The following is a 22,769-nucleotide window of genomic DNA, read 5'->3' as shown; positions in this document are numbered from 1 at the left end:
CCGTCCCCGTCCGCGGGCTCGATGACACGACCCGCGGGATCAGCCGGCAGCCTGTCGGACGAAACGGCATGAACCAGGACATGGGGGAGGCGACGGTGACGGGCAGCATATCTCACCGAAGCGCGGAATCCGGCCGCGGGAGAGCCCCGCGGTGCCCTATCCTTACCGTCCCGCGCCGCCGCGATCCGCGTCTTCCGGACGAGGCCGGCCGGTCGCCCCGCGGCCGGGGCTTCCGTGACCGGCGGGACGTCGCGGACCCCTGATTCGGCAGGTGTGCGATGACTCCGGTAAAATCGGTCGGTCCGTTTAAAACGATTTGTTAACGAACCAATCGCCGTGAAGGCGACTAGGAGGTGCGGCATGACGACGGCTGCCGAGCTGCAGACCGTGCTGACCGTTCCGGCGCGTTTCCGCGGGCCGGAGGGCACCGCGAACGGCGGATGGATCGCGGGTACGGTCACCGAGGCGTCGTACGGCGCCCGGCACGACTCGGCCGTCGAGGTCACGCTGCACGCGCCCACCCCGCTCGACACCGAGCTGGAGCTGCGTCACCTGGCCGGCACCGCCACCCTCACCCGCGACGGCGCCCTCCTGGTGGAGGCCATCTCCGTCGCCGAGGAGCTCGACGCCCCGGACTTCGTGCCGTTCAACAAGGCGGCCCTCGCCGAGACCGGCTTCGCCGGCTTCACCGCCCACGCCTTCCCCGGATGCTTCTCCTGCGGCCTGCGCACTCCCGGCGACGGCCTGCGGATCTTCCCCGGCCCGGTGGCCGGCACCGGCCTGGTGGCCGCGGGCTGGCGGGTGCCGATGACCGTCGCCGACACCGACGGCTCCGTCCCCGACGCGGTCATCTGGGCCGCGCTCGACTGCGCCACCGGCTGGGCGCATTTCAAGCCCGGTGAGTTCGCCCTGCTCGGCCGCCTCACCGCCCGGGTCCACCGCCGTGTCTACCCCGGCGGCACCTACTCCGTGGTGGCCCGCGCCACCGGTCGCGAGGGTCGCAAGCTCTTCGGCGAGAGCGCCGTGTACGAGGTGGACGGCACCCTGGTCGCCTCCGCCAAGGCCACCTGGATCGCTCCCGCCTGACCCGCCCGCTGTAACGCCCGGCCTCCCGGACCGGCCGACCCTCCGTACCGGCTGGTTCCCCGGGCCGTCCGGTTCCCCGGGCCGACCGCCGTCCGCCGCCGTCGCGGTGGGCGGCGGTCAGCCGGTGAGCCGGTCGGCGACCAGCGAGGCGCAGCGGTCGTCGAACAGGATCGTGTAGTGGTTGCAGTCGTCGACCATCTCGTCGCGCAGCCCGGGCAGCCGCCCGGCCCAGACGGCCGCGACCTCCTCGGGCAGCATGCCGACCGGCTGGTCCAGCAGCCCGCGCGGCGCCCGCAGCAGTGACAGCGGCGACCGCACCGCGCGCAGCGCGTCGCCGATCGCCTCGCCCTCGGTGAGCAGCCACCGGCCGTCCTGACGGACCGGTTCCGCCCGGACCCGTGAGCGCACCGCCCCCTCTGGGCCGATCGCGTCGTAGCGGACGTACTCCTCCACCTCCGGCCGCCAGGCGCCGGCGAAGGCCGGGTGGGCGCGGAAGAAGTCCACGTACGCCTCGACGCTCGGGAAGGTCTGCTCCAGCCGGGCGAGGGCCGGGCCGAGCGTGGCGGCGAGCACCACGTCGGGGTCGGCGCCCGGGGCCTGCGGCAGCGGCAGCCCGCCGTCGATCAGCACGACCTTCGCGTAGTCGCGACCGGCCGCGGCGAGGGCGGCGACGTAGGCGCCCATCGAATGGCCGGTCAGCACGATGTCCCGTGCCGCGCCCACCGAGTCGGCCACCAGGTTCACGTCCTCGGCGTGGCGGCGCAGGCCGTACGGGCCCGGCAGTCCGGCGCTGTGGCCGCGGCCGCGCAGATCCATCGCGACGAGCGACCAGCCGGCCGGCAGCCGCCGGGCGACGGCGCCCCAGGACATGAGGGAGGCGGTGATGCCGTGCACCGCCACGATCACGCGTGGCCCGGTGCCGAACCGCGCGACGCGCAGCGCGCCGCCGGGGACCGCGACCTCGCCGAAGACGGGACTGACAGGGCTCACCGGCTCACCACGCTCTCCTCGGCCTTTCGGGGTTCCGGCCAGTGTGCCACCCCGGTCATCGCCCGGCCATCACGGGTCGTCGGGAAAACGGCATCGGAGACCCGCCGCGCCGCGCCGTAGGATCCGTTCATGAGGTCCTGAAGGTCACCGCCGTGCGTCTCCGGCCGCCGGAGTGGGCCGGCAGGGCGTCACCCGCGCCCGTGACCGTGAAGACGACTCATGCCCGTGAAGACGACCCGTGACCGTGAAGACGACCCGTGACCGTGAAGACGATCCGTGACCGTGATGGACGACTCGTGACCGTGAGACGACGGAGGGTCGGTGGAGACCGTGCCCCGCATGCAGACGACCGCCGGGCGGCTGGCCCGGCTCGGCTTCGCCGACGGAGCCAGGGCCGAGCGGCTGCTCGCCGAGCTGGGTCCCGAGGCGGCCGGTGACCTGGAGCTGCTCGACGCCCTGGTCGGCACGGCCGACCCCGACCTGGCCCTGACCTCCCTCACCCGGCTCGTCGAGCGGGACCCCGGCGAGCCGGGCGGCCCCGGCGCTCCGGGAGACCCCGCCGGTCCCGCCGGTCCCGGAGGCCCGAGCGGCCCGGGAGGCCACGGTGGTCCCGGCGCTCCGGGAGGCCCGGGCGTCCTCGGCGCGCTCCGCGCCGACCCGGGCCTGCGCGCGCGGCTGCTCGGTGTCCTCGGCGTCAGCGCCGCCCTCGGCGACCACCTGGTCAGGCACCCCGAGCACCTCGCCCTCCTCGCCGACGAGCGGGCCGTACGGCGCCCCGCCTCCCGGGACCTGCGGGCCGGGCTGCTGCGCGCGGTCGGCGCCGACCCCGGCGACCCCCGGCCCCGCGCCGACGGGCACGGCACCGAGACGCTGTCGGCGCTGCGCGTCGCCTACCGCGGCCGGCTGCTCCACCTGGCCGCCCGGGACGTCACCGGCGCCGCCTCCCTCGCGGAGGTCACCTCCGAGCTGTCCGACCTGGCCGGGGCCGCGCTGGAGGCGGGCCTCGCCGTCGCGCGGGCCGAGCACCCCGGCGCGGACGCGGTACGGCTGGCCGCCATCGGGATGGGCAAGTGCGGCGCCCGCGAGCTGAACTACATCAGCGACGTCGACGTCGTCTTCGTCGCAGAACCGGCCGAGGAGGGCGGCGACGAGACCGAGGCGCTCCGGCTCGCCACCCGCCTGGCCCAGGGCATGATGCGGGCCTGCTCGGCCACCACCCCCGAGGGCGCGCTGTGGGAGGTGGACGCCGCACTGCGCCCCGAGGGCAAGGCCGGCCCGCTGGTCCGCACCCTCGCCAGCCACCTGGCCTACTACCGGCGCTGGGCCAAGACCTGGGAGTTCCAGGCGCTGCTGAAGGCCCGGCCGGTCGCCGGCGACACCGAGCTCGGCGAGCGGTACGTCGGAGCGGCGAACGAGATGGTCTGGCAGGCCGCCACCCGCGAGAAGTTCGTCGAGGACGTGCAGTCCATGCGCCGCCGGGTCGAGGACCACGTCCGCAGGGACACCGGCGAGGCCGCCGAACGCCAGATCAAGCTGGGGCCCGGGGGGCTGCGCGACATCGAGTTCGCCGTCCAGCTCCTCCAGCTCGTCCACGGCCGCCTGGACCCGCTGCTGCGCCGCCGCGCCACGCTCCCCGCACTCGCCGCCCTGTCGCGCGGCGGCTACGTCGGCCGCGACGACGCCAAGGCCCTCGCCGAGGCGTACGCGTTCCTGCGCCGGGTCGAGCACCTGCTCCAGCTCCACCGGCTGCGCCGTACCCACGTGGTGCCCGCGGACCCCGCCGACCTGCGGCGGCTGGGCCGGGCACTGGGTATGACGGGCGACCCGGTGGAGGCGTTCACCGCCCGCTGGCGGCGGCACGCCATGGAGGCGCGGCGGCTGCACGAGAAGCTGTTCTACCGGCCGCTGCTGCCGGCCGTGGCCCGGCTGCCCGAGTCCGAGGCCCGGCTGTCGACCGCCGCGGCCCAGGCGAGACTGGAGGCGCTCGGCTACACCGACCCCGCCGGGGCACTACGCCACATCAGCGCCCTCACCAGCGGCGTCTCCCGCCGCGCGGCGATCCAGCGGACCCTGCTTCCGGTCATGCTCGGCTGGTTCGCCGACGCCCCCGACCCCGACGCCGGGCTGCTGGGCTTCCGGCAGGTCTCCGACGAACTCGGCACCACCCCGTGGTATCTGCGACTGCTGCGCGACGAGACCGCGGTGGCCGAACGGCTCGCCCGGCTGCTGGGCACCAGCCGCTACGCCACCGGACTGCTGCTGAACGCCCCCGAGGCGGTGGCGATGCTCGGCTCGGACGCCGAACTGGCCCCCCGCCCCCCGGAGGCGCTGCTGTCGGAGGCGCGGGCCACGGCGGGCCGCCAGGCGACGGCCGAGAACGCGGTCGCCGCGGTGCGCGGGCTGCGCCGCCGCGAGCTGTTCCGCACGGCCGTCGCCGACCTCACCGGTCACCTCGACGTCGAACGGGTCGGCCACGCGCTGTCGGCGCTGAACGACGCCACCCTCCAGTCCGCGCTGGACGCCGCGATCGACAAGGTCGGGATGGAACGGCGCGCCCCGCTGGGCACGGCGTTCGCGGTGATCGCCATGGGCCGCCTCGGCGGCGCCGAGCCCTCCTACGGCAGCGACGCGGACGTGATGTTCGTCCACTCCCCCCTGGAAGGCGTCGCCGAGCGGGACGCCGCCGACGCCGCCCACGCGGTGGCCAACGAGCTGCGCCGCCTGCTGGCGCTGCCCGCCCCCGACCCGCCGCTGATCGTCGATCCCGACCTCCGCCCCGAGGGCCGCCAGGGGCCGCTGGTGCGCACCCTCGCCTCCTACGCCGCCTACTACCGGCGCTGGTCGTCGCCGTGGGAGTCGCAGGCGCTGCTGCGGGCCAGGTTCTCGGCCGGCGACGCGTCGCTCGGCGAGGCGTTCCTGGAGCTGGCCGACCCGCTGCGCTACCCGGCTGACGGCATCCCCGACACCGCCGTGCTGGAGATCCGCAGGCTCAAGGCCCGCATGGAGGCCGAGCGGCTGCCGCGCGGCACCGACCCGGCCCTGCACACAAAACTCGGTCCGGGCGGGCTGTCCGACGTGGAGTGGGTGGCCCAGCTCCTCCAGCTCCGCCACGCCGGGCGGCTGCCGTCGCTGCGGACCACCCGCACCCTGGAGACGCTGCGCGCCGCCGTCGCCGAGGATCTGCTGGCGGCCGACGACGAGGCCGCGCTCGCCGAGGCGTGGCGGTTCGCCTCGCGCGTCCGCAACGCCATCGTCCTGGTCAGGGGCAGGGCCGCCGACTCCATCCCGGTGGACGGCCGGGAGCGCGCGCTCATCTCCCAGGCCCTGGGCTATCCGCCGGACGGCACCCAGGACTTCGTGGAGGACTACCGCCGCGTCACCCGCCGCGCCCGGCGCGTCATGGAACGGGCCTTCTACGAGGACTGAACGGCGCCGCCGGGCACCGGGGCCTCAGGCCGCAGATCCCGGACCCCGGCCCCCGGACCCCCAGCCTCCCGGTCCTCCGGACCCTGGCTCGTGGCTCGTGGGCCGCGGAATCTGGGCCGCGGGCCGCTCCGGGAGGGCGTCGTGGCGCGGGGGTCCGTCATGCCCGTCCCCGTCTCTTTCGCCGATCCCGTTGCGCCCGATGGGACGGGCGTGTATCAACGGTGCGGGTGATCCATATTGATATCGGTGTACATCGACCTGGCCATCGGCCTGGTGCTCGCCTTCCTGTTCCTCTCGCTCTTGGTGAGCGGGGCCAACGAGGCCCTCGTCCGGCTTTTCGGCATCCGTAGCAAGTTCCTGTGGGCCTATCTCCGCGACACCCTGGACGGCGCCCGGGGAGACGGCCGGTCGTGGGTTCCGGCGAAGGTGACGGACGTCTTCGCCCGGCTGCCGTTCTCCGGTTCCGACCCGCGCCCCCGCCACGAGGCGGAGCCCGCGCCGCCGGTGGTCGAGCCGGTGCCCGCCGACCCCGGGTCCACGGCCGCCCCCGCGCCCGACGGCCACATGCCCGCCGGCGTCGCATCCGCCGGTGTCCCGTCCGACGGCCTCACGTCCGACGGTCCCGCGTCCGCCACCGGTGCCGTCCCCGCCGGTGATCCGGCGTCCGACGCCGATCCCGTGCCCGCCCCGCGGGTGGACATGACCGAGCGCCTGTACGAGCGGCTGCGCGAGATCGACCACCCCAAGGGGGCGCGGACCAGCATCTCCGACATCCCGCCGGAACGGTTCTCCGGCGCGGTGATGGAGCTGGTCGCCGCCGAGGAGGGCGGGGTCGAGGGCCTGCTCGCCAAGCTGGAGGCCATCGGCAGCCCGCTCGCCGGCCACCTGCGGGGCGTCTGGGAGAGCGCCCAGCGCGACCTCGGCAGGTTCCGCAAGGGCGTGGAGAACTGGTTCGACGGCGAGATGGAACGGCTGTCCGGGCTGTACCGCCGCTACGTCAAATGGGTGATCTTCGTCCTCGCGCTGGCGCTGACGCTGGTGTTCGGCATGGACTCCCTGGAGTACGGCAAGACCCTGCTGCGCGACAACGCCTACCGGGCCGGGGTGGCCGCCATCGCCGGGGGCGGCGGCGAGGGCCTCGCGGCGCTGCGGGAGAAGTGCGCCGTGTCCGGCACCGCCGAGCCGTACGACTGTGTGACCGAGGCGTTCAGCTCGCCGGCGCTGGTCAAGATCTTCGATCACTCCCTGGTGAGCGTGACGATCCCCCCGGACGGCGAGCGCGACCCCTCCTTCAACTGGAACGGCGCCTCGTGGTGGGACCGGCTGATCAGCCCCGGCCACTGGCCCGGATACCTGATCACCGTGATCGCCCTGCTGTTCGGCGCGTCCTTCTGGTGGGACGTCCTGCGCCGCCTGACCGGCCTGCGCGACCGCCGCTCCGGGTAGGGCCGGCACGGCCCGCGTCGGGCGGGTCAGCCGTCGCGCAGCGCCGCCAGGATCCGGTCGACGTGGAGGAGCGGTTCGTCGCCGACCGGGCGGAGCACCACCGTGCCGGCCCCCGCCGCCCACAGTGCCCTGACGTGCGCGGCGGCCGTCTTCGCCGTGCCCGCGGCCATCGGCACCTCGTCCGGGACGACGCCCAGGAACGACCCCGTCTCCACGGCGGAGGGCCGGACGGCCTCGCGGACCCGGGCGGGGTCGTCGTCGACGTACAGATGGGTGAACACCGCCACCTCGTGGCCGCCGCCCGGCCCGTCACCGCCATGCCCGTCCCCGCCGCCGGCTGATCCACGCTCGCCGTCCGGGCCGCCGCCGGGCGCCGACCCGCCTCCACCGGGCGCCGGCACGCCGCCGCCCGGGGCGGGGAGGGCCCGCCCGCGCCCGCCGGCGCCGATCAGCCCGCGGGCCCCGGCGATCCGCTCGGGGCCGAACCCCTCCGGCAGGATCGTGCCCTGCGCCACCCGCCCGGACAGCTCCAGCGAGCGCGGTCCCAGCACCCCGGCGAGCACCGGAGGAGGCACCGCCGGCGGGTGCACCAGCCGTACCCCGTCGAGCCGTACGGCCCGGCCCCGCGTGGTGACCGTCTCCCCGCGCAGCAGCGCCCGGACCGCCACGATGGTCTCCTCCAGCAACGCCAGCGGCGAGGGAGCCGCCGCGCCCGCCCGGCGCATCCAGTCCTGGACGCCGTGGCCGATCCCGGCGGCGAGCCGGTCCGGATGCATGCGCGCCAGGTTGCCCAGCTCCATGGCCAGCAGGACCGGGTTGCGCAGCGGGGCCGGGGTGATCCCGATGCCGACCCGGACCCGCGAGGTCACGGCGAGCGCGGTGGCGGCCGAGGAGATCGCCCCCGTCCAGCCGAGGTCCTCCACCACCCAGACGTCGTCCACCTCCGTGGCGTCGAGGTGGCGGCAGAAGGGGACGAGCGACTCCGGGGGGAGATCGCGGTCGAACATGACGCCGAGGCGCATGGGGGCTCCTGAGATCTTCGCGGACCCTCACCGTAGCGAGAGGACGTCCGGACGGTCATGGCGGGCGGAACGGTCCACGGCGGCGGCCTGGGGGATCGCCTCGGGGCCCAAGGGCGGAAGGTACCGGAAGTAGCCGGCGAAGTCCTTGACCGCGTTGACCGGGTCGATCCGCACCTCGGTGCCGGTCCGGAGCGCGTTCACCATCTCGCCGCCGCCGATGTAGACGCCGACGTGGTGCGTCTTCACCGTACGCTTGCCGATCTCGCCGTAGAACACCAGGTCACCGGGGCGGGCCTGGCCGGCCGGCACCTTGGTGAGCCGTCTGACATGGTCGTCGGTGTTGCCCGGCCCCAGGACGTCGCGGCCGTAGGCCAGGTGGTAGACCCACCGGGCCAGCCCGGAGCAGTCGAGGCCCAGGGTGGCGGTGGCCGGGCAGGGCCGGATCCGGCCGGTGTAGCCCTGGCAGGTGCCGTAGGAGGGACCGGGGGCGGTGTCGTGGCCGCCGCCCCAGGAGTAGGGGATCGAGCCGCCGGACCAGCCCGGCTGGTGACCTCCGGCCTCGATCGCGAAGGCGATGGCCGTCACCCGGTTCAGGGCCGCCGGCAGGAGCGGCGCGGAGCCGCCGGCGACCACCAGGACCCCCGCGAGCACGGCCGCGCCCGCCGCGACCGCCCGCCTGCGGCTCCGGTCCGGGCCGCTCCCGGCCCTCGGGCCCTCCGAGGCCGCCGGGCCGCGGCGGCCGGTGCCGTCCCCGGACCGTGCCGTGTCCCCGGTGTCCCCGGGGTGCCCTGTGCCCCCAGTGGCCCGGCTCTCCGGGTCGTTCCGCGAGACCCGTGCCATCCCGCTCACCCCCGCTCCTCGGCGCAAGTCAGGTCAATTCTGCCTAATTCACCCGCCGATCGCGCTCGGTCCTCGCCTTCACCGGTCTGCCGGGACCGGGCTCACCGGCCCGCCGTAACCGGGGAAGGAGGCGCGGAGCGCGGGGGAGAGACCGGCGGGGTCGCTGGCAGGCGCGGTGGCAGGCCGAACGTCGTGAAGAGCCGGAGACCGAAGAACACGGCCACGTGCGCGACACCGGACGCGGTGGGGGTGAGCACCTGGATGCCGAACGGCCGGTACCCGCCGTCGTCCCGCAGGTACATCGCGAACCCCGGCTGACCGTTCGCACCGACCGGTAGCAGCCGGAGGTCTCCGGGGCCGGCCGGGCACCGCGTCGCCAGATGCCGGGCGACGGCCGCGCGCCCGCGGTACCACGCGGTGAAGGGCGGCATCTCCCAGACGGCCTCGGCGGTGAGCAGCTCCACGATGGCCGGGACGTCCTTGGCCTGGAACGCCGCGACGTAACGGTCGAGCAGCTCGCGCTCGTCCGGCTCGTCCGGCTCGGTGGTTCCGCCCTCGGACGGCGCCACCTGACCGAGCCGCTCACGGGCACGCTGCAGGGCGCTGTTGACGGCCGCCGTCGTCGTGCCGAGCGTCTCGGCGGCCTCGGCCGCCCGCCAGCTCAGCACGTCGCGCAGGATCAGCACGGCCCGCTGCCGGGGCGGCAGGTGCTGGAGGGCGGCGACGAACGCCAGCCGGACGCTCTCGCGCGAGGTCACGACCGCGGCGGGATCGGCCGGGGCCGCGCCCGCCGGGACGCGGGCCCCGACGCCCGCCGGGACACCGGCCAGGGCGTCGGGCACCGGCTCCAGCCACGGCACCTCCGGCCGCCGCACGAGGGCGTCACCGGGATCGGCGGGGCCGCCCAGGCCGGTGGGCAGCGGCCGGCGGTTCCGGCTCTCCAGGGCGTCCAGGCAGGCGTTGGAGGCGATCCGGTGCAGCCAGGTACGCAGCGACGATCGCCCCTCGAAGCGGTCGTAGGAGCGCCACGCCCGGAGGTAGGTCTCCTGGACCAGGTCCTCGGCGTCGTGCACGGAGCCGAGCATGCGGTAGCAGTGCGCCAGCAGCTCGCGCCGGAACGGAGCGGCCTGGCGGAGGAAGTCGTCGCCGTCCGGGTCACCTGACATGTCGTGAGCCTTTCGTTCCTCTCCGGGAGGCGTGGTCCGACCCCTCTCCGGGAGACGGGGGCCGAAACCCGCGCCCGGATCCCGGATCCGGGTCCCGCGTCCGGGAGCCCGCATCCCGGGTCGTATCCCGGGCCTCGTGCGGAGTGCGGACACCGGACCAGTACAGCCGACGGGACCGACAAAAGCCGATGGGAACCGGCAGCCGGCGGGGACCGGCCCGCGCACCGTCAGGACGGGAGGGCGCCCCGGCGGGGCCGCACCAGGCCCGACTCGTAGGCCGCCACCACGAGCTGGGCGCGGTCCCGCAGGCCGAGCTTGCCCAGCACGCGGCTCACGTGGGTCTTGGCGGTCAGCGGGCGCATGTCCAGCCGCTGCGCGATCTCGTCGTTGGACAGTCCCCCCGCGACCAGCGCGAGGACCTCACGTTCCCGGCCGGTGAGCACCCGCAGGTCGTCCGGGGACGCGTCGGCCTCCGGATGCTCACGGACCCGCGCGAACATGGCCACCAGCCGGCGGGTCACCCCGGGCGACAGCAGCGCGTCGCCGCGCGCCACCACCCGGATCGCGTGCACCAGCTCCTCGGGCTCGGCGTCCTTGGCGAGGAAGCCGCTCGCCCCGGCGCGCAGCGCGGCGAAGATGTTGGCGTCCTCCACGTACGTCGTCAGGATCACGACGCGTACCCCGCCGAGCGCGGGATCGCCGGCGATCCGCCGGGTGGCGGTCAGGCCGTCCACCTCGGGCATGCGGATGTCCATCAGCATCACGTCGGGGCGCAGCTCCCCGGCCAGCGCCACGGCCGCGCCGCCGTCCCCGGCCTCGCCGACGACCTCGATGCCCGGCTCGGTGCCGAGCAGGGCGCGGAACCCGGACCGCACCAGCGCCTGGTCGTCGGCGATCCCTACCCGGATCATCCGGCCTCCCCGTCGCTTCTCCCGCGGTTCCTCACGCCGCTCTTCCCGCGGTTTCTCCCAACGCTCTCCTCGTCGTTCACCCCGGCGTTCTTCCCGCCGCTTCTCCCGCGGCCTCTCCCGGCGTCCCGTACGGCGGGCGCCGCGGGGACGGGCAGGCTCGCCGACACCCTGAACCCCCCGCCGGGCGCCGGACCGGCGTCCACCGAACCGCCCACCGCCTCGGCCCGTTCCCGCATCCCGGCGAGGCCGTGCCCGCCGTACCCGTCGTGCCCGCCGTACCCGTCGTGCCCGCCGGAACCGTTGTGACCGCCGGAACCGTCGTATCCGGCCCGGTCACCCGCCGGGCCCCGGCCGTCGTCGGTCACCTCCAGGCGCAGCCCGGCCGGGCCGTACTCCACCCGGACCGTCGCGGCGGCGTCCGGCCCGGCATGGCGCAGGACGCTGGTGAGCGACTCCTGCAGGATCCGGTAGGCGGCGTGGCCGACCCGCGGCGGCAGCGGCGCCTCGGACCCGATCCGGTGGAGGCCCACCGGGACGCCCGCGTTGCGCACGGCCGTCACGAGGGCGTCGAGCCGGTCCAGCCCTCGCGCGGCCGGCCCCGCGGCGTCGCCGGCGTCACCGGCATCCCCTGGGCCACCGTCGCGCAGCGTGCCCACGGTGGCCCGCAGCTCCGCCAGTGCGTCCTTGCTGGCCTTGCGGATCTCCATCAGCGAGGCACGCACCTCGGGAGGGGGGTCGCCGAGCATCCGCAGGACCGCGGAGGACTGCACGGCGATGCCGGCCATGCTGTGCGCGACCACGTCGTGCAGCTCCCGGGCGATGCGCAGCCGCTCCTCGCCGACCCGGCGCTCCGCCTCGCGTTCCGCCGCCGCGTTCCGCGCCTCCGTGGCGGCCCGCCGCTGGCCGATCACCTCGCCCAGCAGCACCGCGCCGCCGAAGACCGCGACCAGGAAGGCGTAGAGCCCGGTGAGTGCGCCGGCGGCCCGGCCGGCGTCGCCGTACAGGCCGATGATCCGGGGGGTCAGCCGGATCGCCCCGGCGGCGACGACCACGGCGAACGCCAGCGCGGCCGCCGGCCGGTGCCGCAGCGACAGGGCCACGGTGAACAGGCAGATCATCACCGGCAGCACCATCGGCCCGAGGGGATGGCCGGCGATCGTGTAGACGACGAACAGGCCGGCGGTGACGGTGAGCGCCGGGATCGGTCGCCGGCCGCGGACCCACAGCGCCAGCGCCGACATCACCGCCACGGCGTGGGCGAACCAGTCGACCGGGCTGCTCCTCAGCTCGACCGGCGCGCCGCCGGCGTCGAGCACGTAGACCGGTCCCGAGACGAGGTGCACGCCGACGACCTGGACGGGGACCATGACCATGGCGAGCAGCGGGTCCAGCGCCTTGCGGGAGAGCGGCGGGCGGGGGAGCACCACCCCAGCTTAGAACCCGGGTCCGCGGACCTCCGCGAGCGCGGGGAGCGGGCGCCGGACCGCCGGTCCGCGGGGGAGGGCCGCTCCGCCGGTGGATCCGTCCGCCGTAACCGCCGCTCCGCCGGTGGGCCCGTACGGCCGGAGCAGTGGGCCCGTCCGGCCGGACCCACTGCTCCTCCGGCTGGACCGTCCGCCGGAGCCGCTGCTCCCCCGGAGGTAGCGTGCTCCCCGGGGAGCAGGACGGGAACCGTCCTCGCGGCCGAGGTACGGCCCGCGCCGCGCCGCCAGGATCGAATGCATGACACCGAACGACACCCGCCCCGTCCACCCCGGAGAGCACCGCGCGCCCGCCCGGCGGGCGGAGGGCCCCGAGGTCCGTGCGGTCCGTGAGGTCCGTTCCGGGCAGGTGCAGCGCTGGGCGCGGTGGGTCACCCACCTGTCGGTGCTGGCGCCGCTGCCGTCCACCCTGTGGCGCGTCGCCATGCTGACGGGGTTCCCGCTCGGCCTGAGCGAGGGCGTCGAGCGCTACGTGGCCGAGGAGATGGGGACGGGCGAGAAGGCATACATCCTCTCCCTGTGCGTCCTGTCCGAGGGCTTCGCCCTGCTGGCGCTCGGGCTCATCCGCCCGTGGGGGGAGGTCGTCCCCCGGTGGGTTCCCCGGCTCGGCGGGCGGACGCTGCCGCCGCGCGCCGTGCTCATCCCCGCCTGGACGGGCACGGTGCTGGCGACGCTGCTGGGCGTCGTCATGGTGAACAGGCTCGTGACGACGCCGGCGGACCACCCGCTGCTCGCCCCCGGCGGGCCGGGGCTGCCGATCCTGGTCGTGTGCTACGCGCCCCTGGCCGCCTGGGGGCCGCTGCTGGCCGTGGCCGTCGTGGCCTACCGGCGGCGCAGGGCGGGTGCCCGCTGACGCCCCGGCGGTCCGCCCGCCGGGGCCTCGCGCGGGGCCCCGAGCCCCGCGACCGGCCAGACGTCGTAGATCCGACCGGCTATCCGCCCTGACCTGCGACAGCCGTCTCATCATGCCTGTGAGCAGCACTTTCACCGTTCACAGGTTCTCATCGCCTTGCGCGGCGTGTGCCCTGAGCACGCCCTGCCCCCGTAGATCCGGGTGATCTCAGGTGCCTGATCATGCGCCTGGGAAAACACCTCGATCATGGGTAGCCAGGTCAGGGCCGTCCGCGTTCCCCGGCCACGAGGGCCCCGGGTTCACGCTGCTGACCCGCACGCACTTCATGCCGTCGGGGGAGGAGCGCATGCGGAAGGCCGTCGAGCGTGCCCTCGATGGCGGGACGGTCGACGGCCTTCCGCGGGAGGCATGAGTGCCCTGTGCGTGCCCTGGCGGCTTGACCGCCGGTGTTCACGCGGGCCGAAGGCTCAGGGGCTCAGACGTCGTAGTAGAGCTCGAACTCGTGCGGGTGCGGGCGCAGGCGCAGCGGGTCGATCTCGTTCTCGCGCTTGTAGGCGATCCAGGTCTCGATCAGGTCCGGCGTGAACACGCCGCCCTCCAGCAGGTACTCGTGGTCGGCCTCCAGCGCGGCCAGCACCTCCGGCAGCGACCCCGGCACCTGCGGGATGTCACGGGCCTCCTCCGGCGGAAGCTCGTACAGGTCCTTGTCGACCGGCTCGACCGGCTCGATCTTGTTGCGGATGCCGTCGATGCCGGCCATGAGCTGGGCGGCGAAGGCGAAGTACGGGTTGCAGGACGGGTCCGGCACCCGGAACTCGATGCGCTTGGCCTTGGGGTTGGACCCGGTGATCGGGATGCGGATGCACGCCGAGCGGTTGCGCTGCGAGTAGACCAGGTTGACCGGGGCCTCGTAGCCCGGGACCAGGCGGTGGTAGGAGTTGATCGTCGGGTTGGTGAAGGCCAGCAGCGACGGGGCGTGCTTGAGCAGGCCGCCGATGTAGTAGCGGGCGGTGTCCGACAGGCCGGCGTAGCCCACCTCGTCGTAGAACAGCGGCTCGCCGTCCTTCCACAGCGACTGGTGGCAGTGCATGCCGGAGCCGTTGTCCCCGAAGATCGGCTTGGGCATGAACGTGACCGTGTGGCCGTACTCCTGCGCCGTGCTCTTGACGATGTACTTGTACAGCATCATCGTGTCGGCGGCCTTGAGCAGCGTGTCGAAGCGGAAGTCGATCTCCGCCTGGCCGGCGGTGCCGACCTCGTGGTGCTGCATCTCCACCTCGACGCCGGCGTCGATGAGGCGGCGCACCATCTCCGAGCGCAGGTCGGTGAAGTGGTCCATCGGAGGCACCGGGAAGTAGCCGCCCTTGAAACGCGGCTTGTAGCCGAGGTTGCCGCCGTCCTGGGCCTTGCCGGTGTTCCAGGCGCCCTCGATGGAGTCGATGTGGTAGAAGCTCGAGTGGGCGCTCGTCTCGAACCGCACGTCGTCGAAGATGTAGAACTCGGCCTCGGGACCGAAGTAGACCGTGTCGGCGATGCCGGTGCCCTTGAGATACTCCTCCGCCTTGCGGGCCACGTTGCGCGGGTCGCGGCTGTAGGCCTCACCCGTCAGCGGGTCGTGCACGAAGAAGTTGATGTTGAGCGTCTTGTGCTGCCGGAAGGGGTCCAGGACCGCGGTGGACGGGTCGGGCAGCAGCAGCATGTCCGACTCGTGGATGGCCTGGAAGCCGCGGATGGACGAGCCGTCGAACATCAGACCGTCGGTGAAGACGCCGGCCCCGAAGTTCTCCGCGGGGAAGGTGAAGTGATGCGTCGTCCCCGGCAGGTCGGTGAACCTGACGTCGACGAACTGCACGCCTTCGTCCCTGATGAAATTCAGGACGTCGTCGGCGGAGTTGAACACGCGAACCTCCCAAGGGACACGGGCTGACAGTGCCGAAGGTAGGACTGTGCCGTTACTGCCCCGTGTCTCGACTGTTTCACTCGTGTTAAGCACGGCCTCCGTCCACGGTAGCCGCCCGGATACGCCCGGTTGCGCGGATGCGTTGACCTTTGCCGGAGTTTCACGTCCCGTCGCCGCCTCCCGTCCACCCCCACCCGTACGGTCCCGGTAACCGGCGCGGGCGGATTCGGGGGCGGCGGCGCGGGCGGATACCGTTGGGCCATGAACAGCAGGCAACCCCGCTGGACCCAGACGTGGCTCGGCGGCGTCCGGTCGGCGGGCGTCGACCTCGGTTACCCGGGGGAGCGGCTCGGTCTGCCCGAGCACGGCGCCGGATCGGTCGCCGGGTTCGGACGCAGGCTCGGCGCGCTGGTGATCGACTGGCTGATCTGCGCCTGGGCCATCACCCAGGGGCTGCTGCGGATCGACCCCGTCCGGGGGAGCTGGGTCCCGCTCCTGGTCCTGGCGGCCGAGTACATCCTCCTGGTCGGCACCACCGGCATGACCCTCGGCATGCGCCTGCTCAACATCCGGGTCGCCACGCTCGGCGGCGGGCGGCCGCCCTTCCTCCCCGTGGTGGTGCGGACCGTGCTGCTCTGCCTGGCCGTACCGGCCCTGATCTGGGACCGCGACCAGCGTGGCCTGCACGACCGCGCGGCCGGCACCGTGGTCGTGCGCACCTGAAAGGGTACGGCGCGCGGTCAGGCGGGCCGGGCGCAGCTGAAGATCGCGGTCCCCGGCAGGTGGCGGCCGCGCAGCGGGCTCCAGCCTCCCCACTCGCGCTCGTGGCCGTCCGGCCACTCCGGCTCCACCAGGCCCTCCAGGACCAGCCCTGAGGCGACGACGTGCCCGACCCAGTCGGCCATCGTGCGGTGGTGCTCGACGTAGGACGGCCGCCCGTCCTCGCCGACCTCCACGTAGGGGGAGCGGTCGAAGTAGGACCGGTCGGCGGTCAGGCCGCGCGGGCCCGGGTCGTCGGGGAAGGCCCAGCGGACCGGGTGGCTGACCGAGAAGACCAGGCGTCCCCCGGGTCGCAGCACCCGGCGGGCCTCGCGGAGCACCGCCCCGGCGTCGGCCACGAACGGCAGCGCGCCGTACGCCGAGCACGCCAGGTCGAACGACTCGTCGGCGAACGGCATGGCCTCGGCGTCGGCCTGGACCACCGGCAGCGGCTCGCCGCCGTCGCCGGGGTCACCGTCGCCGTCATCGCCGGTCAGGTCGATCCGGCGGGAGTGCTGGAGCTGGCGGAAGGACAGATCGAAGGCGGCGACCCTGGCGCCCTGAGCGGCCAGCCACCGGCCGCACTGCCCGGCGCCGCAGCCGATCTCCAGGACGTCCCTGCCAGCGACGTCGCCCAGCAGGCGCGCGTCGGCCTCGTCCAGGCCCTCCGGGCACCAGACGAAGCCCGCGTCGCGCAGGAACCCGCCGTGCTCGGCCTGGTAGTCGTCGGCGGCGGAGTCCCACCAGCCGCGGTTGGCCCGGGAGGTGCCGGCGGCGTCCACCCGGCGCCGCGCCACCCCTGCGAGGTCCATCGGCCCGCCGTCAGCGCATCTTCGGGCGGGGCATCCGGCCGCCGCGCGGCAGCGGGCCCTTGGGCATCGGCAGCGTCTGCGGGAGCGCCTTCAGCCGGTTGTTGACCTCGTAGACGGCGGGCTTCTTGAGGTTGCGCGGCAGCTTCATCAGGTGCCGCTGCAGCTTGGCGATCGGGATCTGCCCCTCGCCGTCACCGGACTGGATGTCGTAGACCGGGACGTCGAGCGCGACCCGCTGGACGCGCTTCTTCTCCGCGACGAGCATCCGCTGCACCCGCGTGCCCGGTCCCTCGGAGATCAGGACGATGCCGGGGTAGCCGACCGCGCGGTGCACGATGTCCTGGTCGCGGTTGACCGCGACGGCCGGGGTCACCTCCCAGTTGCCGCGCATGCTCTGCAGGACCGCCGCGGCCGCGCCCGGCTGGCCCTGCAGCATGGAGTACTGCGCCCGCTGGGCGAGCTGGCCGAAGACGACCAGCCCGACGATGAGGGCGGCCATCACCCCGATGAGGATGAGGTACAGCAGCCAGCCCGTGACCAGCCCGAGCACGACGAACAGCACAAGCGTGCCGAGCGCCGACGCGTAGACGATCGGCATCCCCTTGGGGTTGGCCTGCTTGATGATCTGAGCGATCATGCGGAGCTGCTTGACGCGCCCCGGGCGCTCTTGGTCTTCGGGCTTCTTCGCCATAGTCATGAAGGATACAAATCGAGTGGGCAAGAGATGAAAACGTGACCTGACCGTGGACCGATCCGGCCCCCGTCCGCGCCGCCGCGGACGCGGCGACGCGGACGCACGGCGGGCCGTGCGGTGTGGCCGGGCACACCCGGGCGTACGGCGGGCCGTACGGCGGCCTCAGGCGTGCTGACGGGCCTCGATGGCCTGCTGGTACAGGCGGCCGGCGCGGTAGGAGGAGCGGACCAGCGGGCCGGACAGGACCCCGGCGAAGCCGATGGCCTCGGCCTCCTTCTGCAGCTCGACGAACTCCTCCGGCTTCACCCAGCGGTCCACCGGGTGGTGGCGCGGGGTGGGACGGAGGTACTGGGTGACGGTCAGCAGGTCGCACCCGGCCTCGTGGAGGTCGCGCATGGCCTGCAGGACCTCCTCGCGCTCCTCGCCCATGCCGAGGATCAGGTTGGACTTGGTCACCAGACCGGCACGCCGGGCCTTGGTGATCACTTCCAGGGATCGCTCGTAGCGGAACGCGGGACGGATGCGCTTGAAGATCCGCGGCACGGTCTCGATGTTGTGGGCGAACACCTCGGGCCGGGCGGAGAAGACCTCCTCCAGCTGGGCCTGGTCGCCGTTGAAATCGGGCACCAGCAGCTCGACGCCGCAGCCGGGCACCATCGCGTGGATCCGCCGGGCGGTCTCGGCGTACAGCCACGCGCCGCCGTCGGGCAGGTCGTCGCGGGCGACGCCGGTCACGGTGGCGTAGCGCAGGCCCATCTGCTGGACCGACTCGGCGACCCTGCGCGGCTCGTCGGTGTCGTACTCGGCGGGTTTGCCGGTGTCGATCTGGCAGAAGTCGCAGCGCCGCGTGCACTGGTCGCCGCCGATGAGGAACGTGGCCTCGCGGTCCTCCCAGCACTCGTAGATGTTAGGACAGCCGGCCTCTTCGCAAACCGTGTGCAGACCCTCGCGTCTCACCAGCGACTTCAGCTCGGTGTACTCAGGGCCCGTCTTCATCCGGGTCTTGATCCACGGGGGCTTGCGCTCGATGGGGGTCTGGCTGTTGCGAACCTCCAGGCGGAGGAGCTTTCGGCCTTCAGGAGCAACGGTCACGTCATTCAGCTTATGTCCCCGGCGGACAACGGACGCACCCGGCACCCCGCGGCGACCTGCGCCGCCACGTCCGCCCGGTGACCCGCCCGCCACGCGCGCCCGGCGGCCCCCTCACCGCGCCCGTCCGGCGGCCCGCCCCGCCCGCCGTGTCCGCCCGGTGGGCCGCGCCCTCGGATCCCGTCCCGGTCCGGGGGCCTCACGGGCCGCCCCCGGCACGCCCGGGAGCCTAGGGGCGGAAGAGATCCTCCTCGAACAGCTCGAAGGCGCGCGCGCCGAGCGTCTCCGCCAGGCGCTTCTCGGCGTACGGTGTGACCTCGTCCACCACGATCCGGCGGCCGGTCTCGGCGGACAGCGAGGAGACCCCGGCGTCGCTGATCCCGCACGGGACGATCCGGTTGTACCAGCTCGGGTCGTTGGCGCAGTCGAGCGAGAACCCGTGCATCGTCACGCCCCGCGACACCCGGATGCCCACCGCGCCGACCCGGCGGTCCGGCAGGCCGTGCGAGGGGTCGCCGGCCACCCAGGCGCCGCTGCGCCCGGGCACCGGTACGGCGGGCACCCCGAAGTCGGCGCAGACGCCGAGCAGGGTCTCCTCCAGCAGCCGGACGTAGGAGGCGACGTCGAGCGGCCCGCCGAGCCTGACGATGGGGTAGCCGACGAGCTGGCCGGGACCGTGCCAGGTGATCCGGCCGCCCCGGTCGACGTCGATGACCGGGGTGCCGTCCGCGGGCCGTTCGCCGGGGGCGGTGCGCTTGCCGGCCGTGTAGACCGGCGCGTGTTCGAGCAGCAGGCAGGTGTCGGGGATCTCATCGGCCACCCGGCGGGCGTGGAGCCGCCGCTGAAGATCCCATGCCTGTTCGTAGGGGAAATCGACACCGAGACGGACTATCGCCAGGTCACTCACGTACCAAGAGTAGTTGACCCGGCCCCGCTCATGCGGTGAGAAGCCGGGGCTCGACGCGGAGCTCTTTGACCCCGCCGGCGCCGTCGTGCTCGACCCGGTAGGCGTAGCCGTTCGGGGAGACGGTGACGGCCTGGATGAACTCGGTGCCGACGTAGTGCAGCCCGACGCCCTCGTCGGCGGCGAAACCGCCCGGCAGCTCTCCCGAGGCCACCGACCGGTGCAGCAGCTCGCGGCGCTGCGGGTCGGAGTCGTAGTGCACGCCGCAGGAGTAGGGGAGCAGCCCGAGACCGTCGGACCACGCCCGGAGCTCGGGGCCGAAGGAGTCGGTGTTGCCGCCCACGTGCCAGCAGAGCGCGCCGGCGCTCTGCCCGGACAGCACCACGCCCGCCCGCCACGCCTCGGCGAACGCCTCGTCCAGACCGTGCAGCCGCCACAGCGCCGCGAGGTTGGCCACGCTGCCGCCGCTGACATAGATCGCGTCCTGGCTGAGGATCCACTCGCGCGGGTCGGCGACGTTGGGCATCGGGAACACGGTCAGGTGGCTGACCTCGACGTCCCAGTCGCGGAACGCGCCGTACATCTTCAGCAGCCAGTCGGCGTCGTCACCCGTGGCGGTGGCCAGCAGGCCCAGCCTGGGGCGGTCCTGCCCGGTCAGGTCGAGGGCGTAGCGCAGCAGCGGGCTCGCCTCGATGAAACCGTGACGCTCGGTCTGACGGAAGGACCCGCCTCCGATGGCGAGGATGTGCGACTGCCCGGACCTGCCCATATGTCGATCTCCAGGTGACTTCGGCGGAAAGGGGCCCCGGGGAGACGGCCCCCGGGGAAACGGACCTTAGAGTACGGCGGCGAGCGCGTCGTCGAGGCGGATATGCCGGAAGGCGTGGCCCGCCTCCAGCAGCCGCCGCGGCAGCACCCGCTGGCCGATCAGCACGCCCTCCTCGGCGAACTCCCCGAGGACGGCGCGCAGCATGAAACCGGGTACGGCCACCGGCATCGTCGGCCGGTGCACGGCCTGCCCGAGCTCCCTGGTGAACCGCTCGTTGGTCACCGGCTCCGGCGCGGTGAGGTTGACCGGCCCCGACATCCCCGGATCGTCCAGGACGCGTCGCACGGCCCCCACCCAGTCGTCGAGGGAGATCCACGACATGTACTGCCGGCCCGACCCCAGCGGGGCGCCCATCCCGGAGCGGAAGAGGGGCAGGATCCTGGCCAGCAGACCCCCGTCGCGGCTCAGCACCAGCCCGGTGCGCAGCAGCGCCACCCGGACGCCCGCCTCGGCGGCGGGCCGGGTGGCGGCCTCCCAGGGCACCACCACGTCCCGGGCGAGGAAGCCGGAGCCCGCCGGGGACGTCTCGTCCACCTCGCGGTCGCCGGTGTCGCCGTAGAAGCCGGTCGCCGAGGCCGACAGCAGCGCCGGAGCGGCCGGCAGCTCCGCCAGGGCCCGGGCGACGGTCGCGGTCCCCTCCACCCGGCTGCGGACGATCTCGCGCTTGTACTCCTCGTTCCAGCGCCGGTCGCCGATGCCCGCCCCGGCGAGGTGGACCACGGCCCGGGCGCCCTCCAGCACGGCCGGATCGAGAGTGCCCCCCGCCGGGTCCCAGAACGCCTCGTCCGGGCCTCGCGGCGCCCGCCGTACGAGTGCGACCACCCGCGTGCCGTCGGCGCGCAGGGAGCGAACCAGGGCGGATCCCAGCAGGCCCGACGAGCCGGTCACGATGATCGTCATATCGTCCAATGTAATCGACCTCCCCTCCGGTCTTCGGGAGGCGGAGGCCGCCGGATTCACCCGGGCGCGGCCTGCCGGCGCGGTGACCGTGACCCCGGCGGGCCGCCGGGGTCCCCCGGGAAACGGACCGGGCCGGCCCGCGAGACGCGGACCGGCCCGGAACCGGGAAGCGGCGGACTAGGCGTTCAGGCCCAGCTGGTTCTCGAACCGGCCCTCCTCCAGGCGACGCTTGATCGTCGTCAGGAAACGGGCGGCGTCGGCGCCGTCGACCAGGCGGTGGTCATAGCTGAGCCCGAGGTACACCATCGAGCGGACGGCGATGACCTCGCCCTCGGGGGTGTCCACGACGACCGGGCGCTTGACGACCGCGCCGGTGCCCAGCATGCCGACCTGCGGCTGGTTGAGGATCGGCGTGTCGAACAGCGCGCCGCGGCTGCCGGTGTTGGTCAGCGTGAACGTGCCGCCGGTCAGCTCGTCCGGGCTCACCTTGTTGGTGCGGGTGCGCTCGGCCAGGTCGGCGATCTTGCGGGCCAGGCCCGCGATGTTGAGGTCACCGGCGTCCTTGATCACCGGGACGATCAGGCCGCGCTCGGTGTCGGTCGCGAAGGCCAGGTGCTCGGCGTCGAAGTAGGTGACCTCGTTGGTCTCGCTGTTGATCGTGGCGTTCAGCTTCGGGTGCTGCTTGAGCGCCTCGACGGTGGCGAGGGCGAAGAACGGCATGAACGACAGCTTCACGCCCTCGCGCCGCTGGAACTCGGCCTTCGCCCGGTCGCGCAGCCGCGCGATCTTGGTGACGTCGACCTCGACCACGGTGGTGAGCTGCGCCGAGACCTGCAGCGACTCCACCATGCGCTTGGCGATGGTCTGGCGCAGCCGCGACATCTTCTCGGTACGGCCGCGCAGCGTGGTGTCCACCACGACCGGCTCGGGAGCCGGGGCGGCGGCCTGCTGAGGCTGCTGCGCCTGCGGGGCGGCGGCCTGCGGCGCGGGAGCCGGGGCGGCCTGGGCCTGCTCGCGCTGGCTGCGGGCCGCCTCCAGGACGTCCTGCTTGCGGATGCGGCCGCCGACGCCGGTGCCGTTCAGCGACTCCAGGTCGACGTTGTGCTCACTGGCGAGCTTGCGCACCAGCGGGGTGACGTACGGGCTCTCACCGGCCGGAGCCTGCTGCGCCTGTGCGGCGGGAGCCTGCTGCGGGGCCGGGGCCGGGGCCTGCGGCGCGGGGGCCGGAGCCGGCGTGGGCGCCGGGGCGGGAGCCTGGGCCTGCGGCTGCGGGGCCGGGGCGGGCGCCTGCTGCGGGGCGGGCTGCGGGATCGACGAGATCGGCTGGGCCGGCTCGGGCTCGGGCTCGGGCTGCGGCTCCGGCTCGGCGGCCGGGGCGGCCTCCTCGGCCGGGGCCGCGGCGGCCGTGCCGCCCTCGTCGATGATCGCCAGCTCGGCGCCGACCTCGACGGTCTCGTCCTCAGCGACGACGATCTTGCTGAGGACGCCCGAAGCAGGGGAGGGGATCTCGGTGTCGACCTTGTCGGTCGAGACTTCGAGGAGCGGCTCGTCGGCCTCGACGCGCTCGCCTTCCTTCTTCAGCCAGCGGGTGACGGTGCCCTCGGTGACGCTCTCGCCGAGCTGGGGCATCTGTACGGACTTCGGCATTGGTGTCTTCTCTC

General features: G+C 74.1%; 19 protein-coding genes. 5 read left to right on the top strand and 14 right to left on the bottom strand.

The annotated features are described in order from the left end of the window. Positions 1-360: 360 nt before the first annotated feature. The gene (locus ACFYSC_RS01610; RefSeq protein WP_362940494.1) at positions 361-1,086 is read left to right on the top strand and encodes a hotdog fold domain-containing protein; all 726 of its coding nucleotides are present in this window, start codon (positions 361-363) and stop codon (positions 1,084-1,086) included. Positions 1,087-1,203: 117 nt separating this feature from the next. Here the strand turns inward: ACFYSC_RS01610 and ACFYSC_RS01605 are convergent, their stop codons facing one another. Then, positions 1,204-2,076: an alpha/beta hydrolase gene (locus tag ACFYSC_RS01605; protein WP_389955129.1), complete on the bottom strand. Its 873-nt coding sequence runs from the start codon at positions 2,074-2,076 to the stop codon at positions 1,204-1,206. A 339-nt stretch (positions 2,077-2,415) separates the two neighbouring features. On the opposite strand from ACFYSC_RS01605, the gene ACFYSC_RS01600 reads away from it, so the two are divergent. Further along, positions 2,416-5,502 (top strand): bifunctional [glutamine synthetase] adenylyltransferase/[glutamine synthetase]-adenylyl-L-tyrosine phosphorylase, encoded by a 3,087-nt coding sequence (locus ACFYSC_RS01600; RefSeq protein ID WP_389956296.1) that lies wholly within the window; start codon positions 2,416-2,418, stop codon positions 5,500-5,502. 246 nt (positions 5,503-5,748) lie between these two features. After that, the gene (locus ACFYSC_RS01595) at positions 5,749-6,948 is read left to right on the top strand and encodes a hypothetical protein (RefSeq protein WP_389955126.1); all 1,200 of its coding nucleotides are present in this window, start codon (positions 5,749-5,751) and stop codon (positions 6,946-6,948) included. 26 nt (positions 6,949-6,974) lie between these two features. Here ACFYSC_RS01595 and ACFYSC_RS01590 read toward each other — a convergent pair whose 3' ends face one another. The 5 genes from ACFYSC_RS01590 to ACFYSC_RS01570 form a co-directional block, all read right to left on the bottom strand. Continuing rightward, entirely contained in the window at positions 6,975-7,970 is a 996-nt protein-coding gene (locus tag ACFYSC_RS01590) for an LLM class flavin-dependent oxidoreductase (protein WP_389955123.1), read from the bottom strand. 27 nt (positions 7,971-7,997) lie between these two features. Further along, positions 7,998-8,810, bottom strand: a complete 813-nt coding sequence (locus ACFYSC_RS01585) for a C40 family peptidase (RefSeq protein ID WP_389956293.1) — start codon at positions 8,808-8,810, stop codon at positions 7,998-8,000. A 101-nt stretch (positions 8,811-8,911) separates the two neighbouring features. Then, positions 8,912-9,976, bottom strand: a complete 1,065-nt coding sequence (locus tag ACFYSC_RS01580) for a sigma-70 family RNA polymerase sigma factor (protein WP_389955121.1) — start codon at positions 9,974-9,976, stop codon at positions 8,912-8,914. Positions 9,977-10,203: 227 nt separating this feature from the next. Next, positions 10,204-10,887 carry a response regulator transcription factor gene (locus ACFYSC_RS01575; RefSeq protein WP_362940479.1) on the bottom strand — a complete coding sequence of 228 codons (684 nt, stop codon included), beginning with the start codon at positions 10,885-10,887 and terminating at the stop codon, positions 10,204-10,206. Next, positions 10,884-12,311, bottom strand: coding sequence for a sensor histidine kinase (locus tag ACFYSC_RS01570; RefSeq protein ID WP_389955119.1), 1,428 nt, complete (start codon positions 12,309-12,311; stop codon positions 10,884-10,886). The genes ACFYSC_RS01575 and ACFYSC_RS01570 overlap by 4 nt, the downstream gene beginning before the upstream one ends. Positions 12,312-12,609: 298 nt before the next feature. Between ACFYSC_RS01570 and ACFYSC_RS01565 the strand changes: the two genes are divergently transcribed. After that, positions 12,610-13,221 carry a hypothetical protein gene (locus ACFYSC_RS01565; RefSeq protein WP_389955115.1) on the top strand — a complete coding sequence of 204 codons (612 nt, stop codon included), beginning with the start codon at positions 12,610-12,612 and terminating at the stop codon, positions 13,219-13,221. Positions 13,222-13,696: 475 nt separating this feature from the next. Here ACFYSC_RS01565 and glnA read toward each other — a convergent pair whose 3' ends face one another. Further along, a complete protein-coding gene (gene glnA, locus ACFYSC_RS01560) occupies positions 13,697-15,121 on the bottom strand; it encodes a type I glutamate--ammonia ligase (RefSeq protein ID WP_362940467.1) in 1,425 nt (474 codons plus the stop codon). Positions 15,122-15,382: 261 nt separating this feature from the next. On the opposite strand from glnA, the gene ACFYSC_RS01555 reads away from it, so the two are divergent. Then, positions 15,383-15,844, top strand: coding sequence for an RDD family protein (locus ACFYSC_RS01555; protein ID WP_389955111.1), 462 nt, complete (start codon positions 15,383-15,385; stop codon positions 15,842-15,844). Positions 15,845-15,861: 17 nt separating this feature from the next. Here the strand turns inward: ACFYSC_RS01555 and ACFYSC_RS01550 are convergent, their stop codons facing one another. From ACFYSC_RS01550 to sucB, 7 genes are all read right to left on the bottom strand, one after another. Further along, positions 15,862-16,692 carry a class I SAM-dependent methyltransferase gene (locus tag ACFYSC_RS01550; protein ID WP_389955109.1) on the bottom strand — a complete coding sequence of 277 codons (831 nt, stop codon included), beginning with the start codon at positions 16,690-16,692 and terminating at the stop codon, positions 15,862-15,864. Positions 16,693-16,702: 10 nt separating this feature from the next. Next, a complete protein-coding gene (locus ACFYSC_RS01545; RefSeq protein WP_362940458.1) occupies positions 16,703-17,383 on the bottom strand; it encodes a DUF4191 domain-containing protein in 681 nt (226 codons plus the stop codon). A 165-nt stretch (positions 17,384-17,548) separates the two neighbouring features. Further along, entirely contained in the window at positions 17,549-18,478 is a 930-nt protein-coding gene (gene lipA, locus ACFYSC_RS01540) for a lipoyl synthase (RefSeq protein WP_362940455.1), read from the bottom strand. 226 nt (positions 18,479-18,704) lie between these two features. Continuing rightward, positions 18,705-19,382, bottom strand: a complete 678-nt coding sequence (gene lipB / locus ACFYSC_RS01535) for a lipoyl(octanoyl) transferase LipB (protein WP_389955105.1) — start codon at positions 19,380-19,382, stop codon at positions 18,705-18,707. 28 nt (positions 19,383-19,410) lie between these two features. Next, positions 19,411-20,148 carry a peptidase E gene (locus ACFYSC_RS01530; protein ID WP_362940449.1) on the bottom strand — a complete coding sequence of 246 codons (738 nt, stop codon included), beginning with the start codon at positions 20,146-20,148 and terminating at the stop codon, positions 19,411-19,413. Positions 20,149-20,214: 66 nt separating this feature from the next. After that, complete coding sequence (locus ACFYSC_RS01525) at positions 20,215-21,108, bottom strand: TIGR01777 family oxidoreductase (protein WP_389955101.1); 894 nt, start codon at positions 21,106-21,108, stop codon at positions 20,215-20,217. Positions 21,109-21,285: 177 nt separating this feature from the next. After that, a complete protein-coding gene (gene sucB, locus ACFYSC_RS01520) occupies positions 21,286-22,755 on the bottom strand; it encodes a 2-oxoglutarate dehydrogenase, E2 component, dihydrolipoamide succinyltransferase (protein ID WP_389955098.1) in 1,470 nt (489 codons plus the stop codon). Positions 22,756-22,769 lie beyond the last annotated feature (14 nt).

This window comes from Streptosporangium sp. NPDC004379 (genome assembly GCF_042873875.1).
Lineage (GTDB): Bacteria > Actinomycetota > Actinomycetes > Streptosporangiales > Streptosporangiaceae > Streptosporangium.
Note: the sequence above shows the minus strand (reverse complement) of the source record. Positions and strands in the feature narration are given on the sequence as shown.